The 13,303-nt window shown below is 55.6% G+C and carries 15 protein-coding genes, 1 tRNA gene and 1 pseudogene; 11 read left to right on the forward strand and 6 right to left on the reverse strand.

The genetic code is table 11. The features are described from left to right. Window positions 1-46 precede the first annotated feature (46 nt). Window positions 47-814, forward strand: coding sequence for a carboxymuconolactone decarboxylase family protein (locus BBCT_RS04645; RefSeq protein ID WP_033512679.1), 768 nt, complete (start codon window positions 47-49; stop codon window positions 812-814). Between the two features lie 248 nt (window positions 815-1,062). Here the strand turns inward: BBCT_RS04645 and BBCT_RS04650 are convergent, their stop codons facing one another. Beyond that, a complete protein-coding gene (locus BBCT_RS04650) occupies window positions 1,063-2,106 on the reverse strand; it encodes a cation diffusion facilitator family transporter (protein ID WP_003834860.1) in 1,044 nt (347 codons plus the stop codon). Window positions 2,107-2,389: 283 nt separating this feature from the next. On the opposite strand from BBCT_RS04650, the gene BBCT_RS04655 reads away from it, so the two are divergent. The 3 genes and pseudogenes from BBCT_RS04655 (at window position 2,390) to BBCT_RS09820 (ending at window position 3,760) form a co-directional block, all read left to right on the forward strand. After that, window positions 2,390-3,166, forward strand: coding sequence for a MazG nucleotide pyrophosphohydrolase domain-containing protein (locus BBCT_RS04655; RefSeq protein ID WP_128805881.1), 777 nt, complete (start codon window positions 2,390-2,392; stop codon window positions 3,164-3,166). Between the two features lie 68 nt (window positions 3,167-3,234). Beyond that, window positions 3,235-3,430, forward strand: a pseudogene (locus BBCT_RS09815) (C1 family peptidase); the annotation flags it as partial. A 27-nt stretch (window positions 3,431-3,457) separates the two neighbouring features. Continuing rightward, window positions 3,458-3,760 carry a C1 family peptidase gene (locus BBCT_RS09820; RefSeq protein ID WP_428829060.1) on the forward strand — a complete coding sequence of 101 codons (303 nt, stop codon included), beginning with the start codon at window positions 3,458-3,460 and terminating at the stop codon, window positions 3,758-3,760. Between the two features lie 237 nt (window positions 3,761-3,997). On the opposite strand, the gene BBCT_RS04665 is transcribed toward BBCT_RS09820, so the two are convergent. Together BBCT_RS04665 and BBCT_RS04670 are read right to left on the reverse strand one after the other, a co-directional pair. Continuing rightward, window positions 3,998-5,599, reverse strand: coding sequence for an ABC-F family ATP-binding cassette domain-containing protein (locus BBCT_RS04665; RefSeq protein ID WP_003834852.1), 1,602 nt, complete (start codon window positions 5,597-5,599; stop codon window positions 3,998-4,000). An 82-nt stretch (window positions 5,600-5,681) separates the two neighbouring features. Further along, window positions 5,682-6,398: an AAA family ATPase gene (locus BBCT_RS04670; RefSeq protein WP_003834849.1), complete on the reverse strand. Its 717-nt coding sequence runs from the start codon at window positions 6,396-6,398 to the stop codon at window positions 5,682-5,684. A gap of 230 nt (window positions 6,399-6,628) precedes the next feature. Between BBCT_RS04670 and BBCT_RS04675 the strand changes: the two genes are divergently transcribed. Both BBCT_RS04675 and BBCT_RS04680 read left to right on the forward strand, forming a co-directional pair. Beyond that, window positions 6,629-7,234 carry an isochorismatase family protein gene (locus tag BBCT_RS04675; protein ID WP_003834847.1) on the forward strand — a complete coding sequence of 202 codons (606 nt, stop codon included), beginning with the start codon at window positions 6,629-6,631 and terminating at the stop codon, window positions 7,232-7,234. Window positions 7,235-7,616: 382 nt separating this feature from the next. Beyond that, window positions 7,617-9,167 (forward strand): ATP-binding cassette domain-containing protein, encoded by a 1,551-nt coding sequence (locus BBCT_RS04680; protein WP_081962302.1) that lies wholly within the window; start codon window positions 7,617-7,619, stop codon window positions 9,165-9,167. Window positions 9,168-9,316: 149 nt separating this feature from the next. Here the strand turns inward: BBCT_RS04680 and BBCT_RS04685 are convergent, their stop codons facing one another. After that, window positions 9,317-9,805, reverse strand: a complete 489-nt coding sequence (locus BBCT_RS04685) for a hypothetical protein (RefSeq protein WP_003834843.1) — start codon at window positions 9,803-9,805, stop codon at window positions 9,317-9,319. 259 nt (window positions 9,806-10,064) lie between these two features. Between BBCT_RS04685 and BBCT_RS04690 the strand changes: the two genes are divergently transcribed. After that, entirely contained in the window at window positions 10,065-10,283 is a 219-nt protein-coding gene (locus BBCT_RS04690) for a hypothetical protein (protein ID WP_003834839.1), read from the forward strand. A gap of 104 nt (window positions 10,284-10,387) precedes the next feature. On the opposite strand, the gene BBCT_RS09620 is transcribed toward BBCT_RS04690, so the two are convergent. Next, window positions 10,388-10,522, reverse strand: coding sequence for a hypothetical protein (locus tag BBCT_RS09620; protein ID WP_269446972.1), 135 nt, complete (start codon window positions 10,520-10,522; stop codon window positions 10,388-10,390). 181 nt (window positions 10,523-10,703) lie between these two features. Here BBCT_RS09620 and BBCT_RS04695 point away from each other — a divergent pair, with 181 nt between their 5' ends. Beyond that, window positions 10,704-11,714, forward strand: coding sequence for a VanZ family protein (locus BBCT_RS04695; RefSeq protein ID WP_003834834.1), 1,011 nt, complete (start codon window positions 10,704-10,706; stop codon window positions 11,712-11,714). A gap of 115 nt (window positions 11,715-11,829) precedes the next feature. After that, window positions 11,830-11,905 (forward strand) — tRNA-Gly (locus BBCT_RS04700). A 97-nt stretch (window positions 11,906-12,002) separates the two neighbouring features. Here the strand turns inward: BBCT_RS04700 and BBCT_RS04705 are convergent. After that, window positions 12,003-12,371 carry a cupin domain-containing protein gene (locus BBCT_RS04705; protein WP_003834833.1) on the reverse strand — a complete coding sequence of 123 codons (369 nt, stop codon included), beginning with the start codon at window positions 12,369-12,371 and terminating at the stop codon, window positions 12,003-12,005. A 205-nt stretch (window positions 12,372-12,576) separates the two neighbouring features. Here BBCT_RS04705 and BBCT_RS09625 point away from each other — a divergent pair, with 205 nt between their 5' ends. Together BBCT_RS09625 and BBCT_RS04710 are read left to right on the forward strand one after the other, a co-directional pair. Then, complete coding sequence (locus tag BBCT_RS09625) at window positions 12,577-12,702, forward strand: hypothetical protein (RefSeq protein ID WP_256134382.1); 126 nt, start codon at window positions 12,577-12,579, stop codon at window positions 12,700-12,702. A gap of 166 nt (window positions 12,703-12,868) precedes the next feature. Next, a complete protein-coding gene (locus tag BBCT_RS04710; RefSeq protein WP_003834828.1) occupies window positions 12,869-13,264 on the forward strand; it encodes a GtrA family protein in 396 nt (131 codons plus the stop codon). The last annotated feature ends 39 nt before the right edge of the window (window positions 13,265-13,303 follow it).

A 13,303-nucleotide genomic window follows, 5' to 3' on the forward strand; every position in this document is an offset into this window, starting at 1 on the left:
ATGCCGGCGATAGAATAAGCGGAAATCAAACGAAAGGAAGCAAGTCTTGTTTGAAGAGCTACATAAACGGATGAATTCGTTTTGGAATAATGACAGGACATTGTCACAAACCGATCCGGAATTCATTGAATTCTTCTCGAATTTCGCTTATGACGAAGTGGTGAACGAGCCGGGAGCAAATCATCCTGATTTGGATGACAAGACCCGTTCTTTGGCCATTCTTGCCGTGTTGGTCGGATGCCAAGGCTTGGATGCCTTCGAAATGATGCTGCCGGTGGCCTACGAAACCGGACTGTCGTCCATCGCCATCAAGGAAATGGTGTATCAGGCAACCGCATACTGCGGTTTTGGCAAAACTCTGCCGTTCCTGAAGAAACTCAACAACTTCCTCGGCGCGGCCAACGTGCATCTTCCGCTTGAACCGCAAGGCACCATCACGCCGGAAACGCGTGCCAAGGCGGGCGAAGACAAGCAGATCGAAATCTTCGGTGAAGGAATGCGTGGATTCGCGCAATCCGGCCCCGAAGAGACGCGACACATCAATAAGTGGCTTGCCGGCAACTGCTTCGGCGACTACTACACGCGCGGTGGCTTGAACACGCGTGAGCGTGAAATGATCACGCTGTGCTTCCTCGCCGCGCAGGGCGGTTGCGAACCTCAGTTGGCATCTCATGCGAAGGCCAATATGGGCGTGGGTAATGAGAAGGCGTTTCTGATTGCCATTATTTCGCAGTGCATGCCGTATATCGGATATCCGCGCACATTGAATGCGATTCGTTGCATCAATGATGCCGCCGAGCAGATGCAGGGCTGATTGCAGTAAGGTTTTACATCGATCGATGCCTCGACAGCTTGCTTTGATCCTTGCCTGATTCTCGCTCTGATATTAAGGGGTCGTTTGCCAGTCATGATTGGTTTGGCAAACGACCCCTTTACATATGTTGCTACTTATGTGCGAGCATCACTCGCCCCACGCATCCTACTACAGAGAGGATTCTTCCATCCACTGGATGAATCTAGACTCTAGAGCACTCAACAATTCAATAAGCTCATTGCGTGTGACTACGACACTATTTTGTGGTCGGTGCGGTAAAGGTCAGGTTCTACGTAGATTTCGAAGCGGAACCATGGCAGTGCGACGCGCACGCTTCGTTCGATCTTGTTCACGGTTTCGACATCGTAATCGCGGTCGAGTTTGCTGGTCTGCACTTTGACGCACAGCAGAATGTCATCCTCAGACATGTGCACGGTCTGCATGTTCAGCAGTTGTTCCACGCCAGGCGTCGAAATAACGGCCTGCTCAATCTTCTTTCGGGTATCAGCGTCAACTGCCTCACCGATCAGTAGTGAACCCGACTTGAACATCAGCAGCAACGATCCCGAGATCAGCACAAGACCAACCATCAGGCCGCCAAGTGCGTCGAATATCTCATTGTCGAACAGAATCGCCAGACCGATGCCAGCTCCTGCAAATGCCAGACCAATCAAGGCAAGCGTGTCTTCCATGATGACGGACGCAAGCTCCGCCGACTTGGTGCGCTTCCAGAAACGGAACACACCCATGTGGGGTACGCCCGTACGTTCCATGCGCTCATTCGCTTCCTTGATGCTTTGATGCAGCCCGTAACCTTCCAGACAGGCGCTGATGGCCACCACAATGAACGCCACCAGCAGTTCCATCTGGTTGGCATCACGCAACGCGGGATTTTCGACAATGGAGAACAGCTTCTTTACCGCTTCCGAAGTGGAGAAGAAACCTCCGACGAAGAACAGCAGCGTCGCCACCACGAACGAGGCGAGATACTTGGCCCGATACAACCCGAACGGATGATCGCCGTCCGTCTTATGTTTGGAGAAGCGGCCGCCTACCATGAGCACGATCTCATTGGAACAGTCGGCGATGGAGTGCACCGATTCGGAAAGCATTGCGGACGATCCGGTGAAGAACGCTGCCGCGAGCTTGGCGATGGCCACACCGATATTGGCTCCGAGCGCCGCTTTGACGGCCGCACCCTGGTGTTCCGTTTCCTGTTGGCGAATATTGTTTGCCGTATTCGCGTTACTGTCGTTCGTACTACTGTCGTTGGAATCTTGCGATTCGTTCATTGCCTTTCCGTTTCTTTCTGGAGTTAATACAGACACGTTTAATCATATATAAGGGTGTGGTATTCCCGTCGTATTCCGGAGGTGAAATGCCAAAAATGCGTGTAAGACATGGGTGGCTCCCCAATACCGGTAGATTTGTAAAAAACTGCTTTTCTGCAACGAGGAGGGATGATTGGGCGGTTATGGTTCGGATGCGGTTGGTTTGTTTATCTCGAGAGACGAGACGCTTACGGATGCCAAGGCCGCAGCTGCATGGTCGGCACATGCGAGAAGAATCGGCGGTATGACTGAAGCTGCACATGACGATTATCAGTTGCCCGAAGAATTCGAGCACTGTTCGAAACTTGACCCTGTACGCGATGCTCCTAGCGCGTTGGACCGCGTCAAGCAAGTCGTACGCATTCTGCACGAACCAGGCGGATGCCCTTGGGACGGCGAGCAGACCAATACAAGCCTGCTTAAACCACTGTTGGAAGAAACCTACGAATACATCGACGCTGTGGAAACGAACGATCGCGACAACATGCGTGAAGAACTCGGCGACATGCTGCTGCAATCCGTTTTCCAAGCGCAAGTGTGCGCCGTTGATACGCAGGATCCGTTCAACATCGACGAAGTGTGCAACCGTCTCGTAGATAAGCTCATCACCCGCCATCCGCACGTCTTCCAAACAAATGAGGCCACTGACGAGTCCGCGCCCGCACCGGAAAACGCGCAAGATACGCTGAAACTGTGGGAAGCGATGAAGCAGAAAGAGAAGCATCGCAAGTCCGTGCTCGAAGGCATCTCCCATGCGCAAGGCGCATTGCCGCGTGCTACAAAAATCGTATCGAGAGTACACAAATCGCAGTATCGTGACCAGCTCGAAACCGCATTCAATTCAAGCGCAGAACAGACAGACAAACAGCATGATGTCAGTCATCCTTATGCAGACGAAATCATCACCATCATCCGCAAAGCGCAACGTGACGGCGTAGACGTGGAATCCGACCTGCGTTGCCGCCTGCGCGGCATAGAATCCGAAATCGAACACATCGAAAAGACCATGAACCATGAGTGACGTTAAAGCACTCGACCCAGCACTGCTCAAAACAGCATTCCGCGGACTTCAACGCCGACCGTGCCAATGATGATGGTGGTTGGTGGCAGATGTTTGCCAATTTGGTGAACAAGTATGGTTTGGTGCCGAAGAGTGCTTATCCGGAGTCGGCTAATTCGAGGAATTCGGGATGCGTTCAAACAGTATTTGAATACGAAGCTACGTGAATTCGCGTCCGATTTGCGCGACCGTCATACGGCTGGAACGTCGTTGGATGAGTTGCGTGGCGATGGCTTTTTTGATTGCGATACTGTGCGCGTTGACCAGCTTTTCGGTACGGAATTCACGTTCGACAAGGCCAAGGGGTTGGAGCATGGCGATTGCCCAAACAATCATGCCATGACGTTGACTGGCGTGAATTTGGATGAGGATGGTCGCCCGAATCGTTGGAAGGTGGTGAAGGCTTGTGCACAGGTCGCAGATCATGCCGATCACATAGAACAACGGCCAGTCGAACAACACGTAGTTCCGTGCCGTACCGACGTCACCGGTGCGTACGTCGTAATTGAGTGCCGCTATCACATAAATCATGATTGCGGACATGATGAAAACTAAAGAGAATGCCTTCCTTGCCGTTACGTGGCATGGAATTTCCTTTGCTATGCATTCGATGTGTTAACGTATCAGCCCCTCTGGCCTGTTTCGCGCGTTGCCTTCGCAAGAGGAGCGCGGAGGGCTAGAGGGTGCATATCGAAATCCAAAATACTTGTGAAGCACATGCGAAAAGAAAGAGCCGGACATTTTTCACGTCCGGCATAAGTACAATCCCCCAATAAACTGGAATTACTCGGCTTACTCTTCGGCCACCAGCTCCAGATAGGAATCATTCCACAGGTCTTCGTCGCCGTCAGGCATAAGCAGTACACGCTCAGGATTCAGAGCCTGTACTGCGCCCTCGTCGTGGGTGACCAGCACGATCGCTCCCTCGTATTTGGCTATGGCCTTCAGAATCTCGTCGCGGGACGCGGGGTCAAGGTTGTTGGTCGGTTCGTCGAGCAGCAGCACGTTCGCACGGCTCGTCACCAATGTCGCCAACGCCAGTCGCGTCTTTTCACCGCCGGAAAGCACACGAGCCGGCTTCAACGCGTCGTCACCCGAAAACAGGAACGAACCAAGAATCGAACGCGCCTGCGTGTCGTCCAGTTCCGGAGCGACATGGATCAGGTTCTGCAATACGGTGGCGTCCAGGTCCAACGTGTCGTGTTCCTGTGCGAAATAGCCGATTTTGCAACCATGACCGTAATCTACGGAACCAGTGTCCGGCTCCTCCAAATGCGCAAGCAACCGCAGAGTAGTGGTCTTACCGGCACCGTTGTATCCCAGAATCACCACGCGCGAACCCTTGTCAATAGCCAAGTTCACGCCGGCGAACACAATGTTCGAACCGTAGGCTTTCGAAACATCCTTTGCCATGATTGGCGTACGACCGCACGGAGCTGGTTCCGGGAAACGAATATCCGCCACTTTCTCCTGCTTTTGCGCCTCGGACGTGTTCTCGAGGAGTTTCTCCGCGCGGCGCATCATGTTCTGTGCGGCCACGGCCTTGGTGGCCTTCGCGTGCAGGCGAATACCTTGCTGCATGAGGCGTTCCGCCTTCTTTTCGGCGACCTCGCGTTCGCGGCGGCGACGTTCCTCGTCAACCACGCGCTGGTGCAGGTAGGCCTTCCAGCCGAGGGAATACATGTCAATCTGGCCAAGCTGCGCATCCAGATGCCACACCTTGTTCACCACTTCGTCCAACAGTTCGGTGGAGTGGGAGATGACCAGGAATCCACCCTCGTATTTCTTCAGGTATCCGCGCAACCATTCGATGGAGTCGGCGTCCAAATGGTTGGTCGGTTCGTCGAGGATCAGTGTGTCCGCATCGGAGAACAGGATGCGGGCCAATTCGATACGACGACGCTGGCCGCCGGAAAGCGTGCCCAATTGCTGGCCCATGACCTCCTGCGGCAGACCGAGACTTGCCGCCATGGCGGTCGCTTCGGACTGAGCCGCATAGCCGCCGGCCTTTTCAAAATCCTGCATGGCCTTGTCGTAACGGTTCATCGCGCGGGTCATGACGTCCGGATCCGGATCGGTCATCTCCTTTTCAGCCTTGCGGATACGCATGATGATCGATGCGATGTCTCGCGCGCTCATCATGCGGTCGAGCGCGGTCTGTTCCGGATCGGCGGCATGCGTGTCCTGCGGCAGATAGCCGAGCTTGCCCGATACACGCACTTTGCCGGCGGTGGGCAGCATGTCGCCGGTGATCACGCGGGTAAGCGTGGTCTTACCGGCACCGTTACGGCCGACCAGGCCGATCTTGTCTCCCTTAGCGACATGGAAATTCGTGGGATGCAGCAACGTGCGCGCACCGATCTGAATCTCAAGTCCCTGCGCCTCAATCGCCATGCCGTGATACCTCTAGTCTTTCGTGTTCCTTCAAACGCCAATCGAACATCATAGCGAACACCCGCAACCGTTTCACCTCATCTCACGTTTCATTTCCAAGCAGATGCCGGAGCAGTGATTCGCGGTGGTTGATGAAGACCCTGGTGATTTGATAGCTGTCCGTATCCTCATAATCGCAGGGGTGGACGCCGTTTTCGTCGAATGACAGGATTTCCGCATCCGGCAGACCGAGCAGAATCGGCGAATGGGTTGCGATGATGAATTGTGATCCGTCGTTTGCCATTCGGTACATGTGCTCCAGCAGAGTCAATTGCCGCTGTGTCGAGAGCGCGGATTCGGGTTCGTCCATAAGATAGAGACCCTTTCCCGTGTGGGACAGGAGAATCTCCAGAAAACCTTCGCCATGCGACATCTCGTGCAAACGGGACATGTCGCCATATCCGCGACTGTATTCACGAGCCTGTGTCGCCAGCGTGAAAAAACTTTCCGCACGCAGGAAGAAGCTCGATGGGCCGATCGCATACTGCCGGTATATCGTCATCGCCTTGGCGAGATCCGACGTGTCATCGTATGTGCTGAAACGGTAGTTGCGCGTGCCGCCTTCCGCGTTGAAGCCGCAGGCGACGGCGACGCCTTCCAGCAAGGTTGATTTGCCGCTACCGTTCTCGCCTACCAGAAAGGTGACATTCTTGTGGAATCTAAGTTCGTCAATCGAACGCAATGAGGGAATTCGACTGACGTACGAATCGGTCAGCATATTCCAGTCGATGCGCAGTCCCGACACGATCAGATCATCCATACTTCCCCATATCCGGCCAGAGCCAACCCACAGACCAGTGGCATGGCTCGATGTACGCAACGGCTCCACCAGTCTCACATTGTCCTGCGTGCCATATGCCACTTCAGATTATAGGACGGGCGGTGGGAAGGATGCATATATGCTACGCCGACGCAGCGGATGAAACGAATTATCCACTCTCGTGATTGATTCGCTACAGTGGTGTCAGAACCATTCAGGAGGGAAGAAGCATGGCAAGGGCTTTGATTGTGGTGGATGTACAGCCGACGTTCTGTGAAGGAGGCGAACTTGGCGTGCAGGGAGGCAATGCGGTCGCCGAACGTATCGCGGATTATGTGAACGAGCACCGGAGCGAATACGCATATATCGCAACCACGCAGGATTGGCATATCGAGCCGGGGACCCACTGGTCCGAGCATCCTGATTTCGTGGACACCTGGCCGGTGCATGGCAAGGCCGGAACCGCCAATGCCGAGCTGCATCCCGCCATCGCCGCATTGAACATCGAGCATCATTTCGAAAAGGGTCAGTATTCGCCCTCATATTCCGGCTTCGAAGGCTTTGAGGACAACACCGACCGCATTCCCACCCGCGAAGAAGTCTCCACCGCCATGGCCGCGGGCAGGACACTCGCCAACGGGTTGAAGACCGCAGGCATCACACGGGTCGATGTGGTCGGACTGGCCGAATCGCACTGCGTCAAGGAGACCGCTCTCGACGCAAAAAAGCTGGGATTCGAAGTGCACGTCATCGAGAACCTGACCGAACCGGTCAGTGAGGAACTCGGTATCGCAGCCCGTCGGCAGATGAGCGAAGCCGGCATCATCCTTGACTGATCTCGACTGATCGGCCCCAATCAGCAGATATCAATCCGAATGGCGCCGACGGCCATGGCATTGTTCATAATGCTTGGGGTCGAATGATCATATGCTATGATGGAATATGTTGAGTGTATTTAAATCCTCCCATATGCCAAGAGGGTTTTCGGGAAAGAGAAACGGACATTGCGTATCTAACGGGCGGCGGATACCGTCGGCAGAACCGTGCGCGTTGAAGCGCACTGCCGCGTAGCTTGCTCGTATGCACATTTCACGGTTCCGTATCCGTTCGTTTTTTCACAATCAAGACCTCGCAGTGCGCCTGTATGAGAAAGAAGCCCCATACATGGCCCGGACAACAATGCTCACGCTTACTGGCATCTCTTACACATACCCATCCATGTCTGAACCACTGTTCGAACACGTGTCCGCATCTTTCCAACAAGGATGGACCGCCGTGCTCGGCGACAACGGACTCGGCAAAACGACTCTACTGAACATCGCCATCGGAATGTTGCCCGCCGATACCGGCAGCATCAACCCGGACCCGCATGGACTCACTATCGCTACCTGCCCGCAAGACAACATGGTGAGGCCTAAGAACCTCGACGACTTCGCCACGGATTGGTCGCCCGGAACCATGCGTGTACGCAACGCGTTACACATCGGCGATGACTGGCCCTACCGTTATGAAACGCTTTCCGGAGGCGAAACGAAACGATTGCAGGTCGCTTGCGCAATCACAGCGCGTCCCGATGTGCTCGTGCTTGACGAACCCACCAACCACGTTGATGGTGAAACACGGAAAGCCATAGTCGAAGTCATGCGCCAATACCAGGGCATAGGCATCGTAATATCCCACGATGTCGCACTGGTTGACGCTACATGCGCACGATGCGTCATATTCGAACGACGGCACATCAGTGGGCGTAACATCACCGCCATCAGCACATATGATGGCGGATATACGCAAGCGCATGAGCTGATGACGTCCAGACTGCGTGGAGACGAGGAGTCAATCCGTGCGGCACGGCAGGAAGTCACACGACTGCGGTCCGCACAAGCACAGCGACATCAAGCCATGCAAAGCGCATATGCTCGCAAACGCAACGGGTGGAAAATCGACCGCAAAGATCACAGCGCCCTCGATCACCACAAATGGATCGAAAAACAGACCGATACCGCTTCGGGCGCCGCATACCGACAAATGAACAAGCGTCTTGAACGAGCACAGCGCACACTAGATTCACTAACCGTAGCGGCCAAACGCTACGACGGCGACATCTGGATCGACATACGGCCAAGCAACAGAAAGGAGCTCCTGCATCTCACGGAAGGTATTATCATATTCGGCAGCGGCAGGATGACCAGCTCGAACGATGCCGCGAGAACGCCAACACAATCCATACTGCATGCCGACGGACATCAATGGAAAGTCGCGCATAATCCAGGGATGAGTGGTGAAAAACCACGGATGCCAGGTGTCGCCATACCAAAACTCAGCATCGGACAGCAAGACCATATCGGACTGACCGGTGCCAACGGACTCGGCAAAACAACCGTGATGAACGCATTGCTGGACAGCATGCCGGAAGACTTGCCGCATCTGATCGTCCAGCAGCAAACGGGAGAAGCCGCGCTTTCTCAAACCATGAGACGACTCGCCGCATTGCAGGGTAAGGAACGCTCGCAGGTGCTGGCCGCCTTCGCCCAGCTCAACGCCGATCCGGATAAGCTGCTTTCTAACGAAGCGCCGTCTCCGGGCGAACTGCGCAAGCTCATGTTGTGCTTGGGCATTCTTGACCGGCCTCAGTTGATTGTCATGGACGAGCCGACGAACTATCTTGACTTAGAGTCCAAGGTGGCTCTGGCAAGATGTCTTGCCGACTATCCGGGAGCATTGGTGGTGGCCAGTCATGATGAGTGGTTCCTTGACCAAGTAGTCAGATAAGCCAAGCGATGCCTATGCCATCGAAAGCTGGTTTGCGTTCCGCGTGATCAGGACGCGTAGGCCCGCTTTTTATCAATGCTGTACTAAAGCCAATCGTCATCATATGGTTTCGACATTATGGCATGGTGCACGGTATTCCGTTGAACTTTTTAATATCCCTCGTCGATGAAGATCCATCCGTGTTCCGCCCGCGCGGAACCGGGATTCCACGCGTACCAGCTTCCCCAGCCATCTTGGGACGAGTTCTGCGAGCCGGCATGGCAAGAGATGTCATTGGAGAGGTAAATCACATTGTCCATCCCGTATTCGTCAATGGCCGTGGAAATCGAAGAACTGCCACCGGAAGCCGTGACGTCGTGTTCGGCTGCAAGCAGCGCGGCCGAACGCTTTGCGTCATATCGGACGGCATCCACGCGGCAACCGTTCCAGGATTTCAGCCTGGCAAGGTCCGCCTTCACCGCGCCGTCGATCTGGGATTCGTCGAACTTGCCCGTCGCGTTGATGCTGATCCGAGCATGACTGACATCGGCAGGCCGGAGTGGCAGGTAGACGAACCGATACGCGCCGACAGCGCATGCCACGGCGGCGACGCATACCGATACGACGGTGATGGGTTTCTTGCTTTTCGTGGTTCGCATGATCCTCTCACATAACAGCTTTCCCTAAAGCATACAGCGGAAACGTGATAAGAGGAATGGATACCAAGACCAACAAGAACGCCCTTCAACGGATACTACGATGGAACGCGTCAAACAGGCGGAATGATTCCCCCGCTCCGCAAACGAGATCGGCAAACGACTCATGGTATTTGAATATGGACGGTGACGTTTTGACGCGTATAAAGCGTATAAAGCCGAATCCGACGAATCAGTACTGGAATGCTGCAAGGAGGGTCAGATGATATTGGCCGATGCCATCAATCTCGTTCTCGCCGAATATCCTGGAATGAAGGCGATTGGTGCCGCGGAGAGTGCCGATGCGTGGATCATCGGACTCGATTTCACGTCTTCAACAGATGACCATCCGGTGCCGGGCACACCGAGCGCAGCGGTCGAAAAACATCAGGCGTTCTGCATGACCTTATTCCGGGGACGGAAGGTCTCTGGCATTACATGACCGGTGCCAAAAAGGTGACTATTCCTCGGATTTAAAATCCGCCTTAGTCTTCCCATAAGAGCTCCTGCCTTTCACGCCTTCCGCGTGGAAGGCGGGAGCTTCCGTTATTCGCTGAGCAGTTTCGGCGTGAACGCCATGAACAGGATTCCCGCGATGACGGCGAAGACGATGTCCGAAATCGGTTCCGCGCGGATCAGACGCCAAGCAATCCAACGGAAAAAGCAAGAGGAAAAAGACACGAAGAAACACGCCGGGCCATCTCATACCAGAGGATGAGTCACCCCAACATTTACGCCAAGGAATGAATACGACGGACGATGCCACGGACACGACCAGCCGTACTACCGTTGAACCAACAACGGAAACGAAACCCACGCACACACCACGCGCATCCCACACGCCCAGCAAAGGAAACCGGCCATGTCATACGTCCTCTACTTCAGCAAGCCATTCGCGCTCGCCATCGCAATCTGGCCATTCCTCTCACTCCTACTCACCCTGCCCGTGCTCGCACTGCTCTACCACCGCGACAACCGGCTACGCTTCACCTCCGCACTGACCGCATATCTCGTGGTGCTCTACCTCATCGCGCTCGCATGCTTCACCATGTACCCAATGCCAGAAAACCCGGCCACCTACTGCGCCGCCCACCATTTCAGGCCACAACTCAACCCATTCGAATTCATCCACGACATCCGAACCGACGGCATCACAGGCGTCATGCAACTGGCCATGAACGTCGTGTTCTTCCTACCGCTCGGCTACTTCATGAAACGCGTCTTCCGCTGGAAATTCGCCACGGCGTTGCCGGCCATGTTCCTCACCTCGCTGCTCATCGAAACCACCCAGCTGACCGGCATCTGGGGCATCTATCCATGCGCCTACCGCCTATTCGACGTCGACGACCTCATCACCAACACCCTCGGCGGCATACTCGGCTACGCCATGGGAAGCATTGTCACCCACTTCCTGCCCCAACAGCGCATCGACGAAGACGCCATCACCACCGAGCCAGGCTTTGTGCGCCGCTGCGTGGCGCTCGCGATCGACCTGTTCCTTGTCGAAACGGCGTCGATGTCCGTCACGGCGCTTATCTATCTGGTTGGCGTGCTGTTCGATGTGAACCGCGCGAACAACGTCAATGCGGCCGTCTCCGCCGTGGCCACCATCGTCATGTTCGTCCTGTTCGAAGGAATCATTCCGTGGAGGCGCGCCGGCCGCACGTTGGGCGGCGGTTTCACGCGCATGACGGTGGAGGCCAGGGAGCGTTCCGGCATGCGCAGGATCGTGTTCTATACGTTACGCGCGTTGGTGTTGTATTGCGCGGTCTACGGATTGTGGACGGACCGTGGCTTCTACGCGCTGCTGCTCGGCATCGCGCTTATCGTGTTCTGGCGCGTTAAAAAGCGCATGCCGTACGACTATGTCTGACCGTCGTGCGGAGCTGCCGCGAGTCCGGCGCCGCAAAAACGCGACACGCCGGACTTGCGCAATGGCGGACGCTCCTGTATATTTTCAACTCGTTGCCCACCAAGGTGGAAAACATGCGGACATAGCTTAGTTGGTAAAGCGCAACCTTGCCAAGGTTGAGACCGCGGGTCCGAGTCCCGTTGTCCGCTCCACAAAACGAGAGCTCCCGGGAGGGAGCTTTTCTTGTATTTCCAGCAGTCGCCGGCACCGGCGAATCCAATAGAATCCGATGCCGGCGGTCTTGTTTTTTCAGTCGCCGATGTTGTCGCGTGCCGGCGTGACCATCGTCAGCATCATGACGGACGGCTCCTCGGCGTATATCGCGTGCGGGATACGGGTGGGAAAGTAGGCCAGGCCTCCCGGAACAAGCTCCACGGTCCTGCCGTTGCCCGTCACCTTAAGCCGTCCCTTCAGCGTCTGCACGAACACCGGCATCGCGGCCGTATGCTCGCTGAGCTCCTCGCCCGTGTCGAAGGAGAACAGCACCACGTTGCCTCCGGCCTTCTGCATGACGGTGCGGGACACGGTGGACCCCTCCTGAAAGGAAATCATGTCCCCGAGGTCCTCGATGTATCCCAGTTCGATCGGTTCGGCCTCATTGCGTTCGTCGCTCATCATCGTCCTCCTTTGGTTGGCGGCAGGGATGCCTCCATCGTATCGTCTTCACGCCGGAGACACGGCATGTACGCGTGGAGGAAAAACGTTTGACCACGATGTGAACACGCTCTTGCATCGAACGCGTTTATGGTCCAGACTTTTGCCTGTTCCATGAAAGTCGGCAATGTCGCCGGGGGCAAATGGGACGAACGGAGGTATTAAGGAAATGAACGAGAACATCGACATCGACACCACTTTCGTGCCGGACGATTCCGCCAGCCATTCCTGGACGGAGCGCGACAGCGAGCTTGTGGAGGAGTATGCGGCCCAGCTCATGGCGATGAGCATCTGAGCGGACACGATCCGAAAACGTGGGGGACGCCCCTTCCGGAAACTCCGGAAGGGGCGTCCTTCCGTTTTTTCATTACGCCGGGTCGAAACGCCTCCAGCGCGTCCGTAGCCACATGTGTGACTATGCTTTCCAGCCGTAGCGTTTGAGACGACCGGGAGGAGACCGCATGCCGACGGACGGAAAACCGAAAAACGGCATCGTCAGACAATTGTTCAGCTATGGCGGCGTTTCGGCCATGCAAACCTTCGTGGAATTCGGCGTGTTCGCCGTGCTTCAGCTGGCCGGCCTGCCGTTCCGTCTGGCGAATGCCGTGGCCGTCTTCTGCTCCGGCTCATTCAACTACGTCATGAACCGCAACGTCACATTCAAATCCTCGTCGAACTACGCGCGTTCGATAGCCATGTTCGTGGCCATGTACTGCTGGAACCTGCTGTTCTCCAACCTGATGATGGCCTGGATCCCCGGACTGCTCGGCTGGCCCACCATGGCGGTCAAGATCGTCACCATGGGCATGCAGGCGGTCTGGGGCTTCCTGTTGTGCCGCTACGTCATCTTCAAATGACGTTCGCGCCGGACGGTTTTCCCGCCGCGATCACGGGAA

The organism is Bifidobacterium catenulatum DSM 16992 = JCM 1194 = LMG 11043 (genome assembly GCF_001025195.1).
In the GTDB taxonomy this organism is placed as follows: Bacteria; Actinomycetota; Actinomycetes; order Actinomycetales; family Bifidobacteriaceae; genus Bifidobacterium; species Bifidobacterium catenulatum.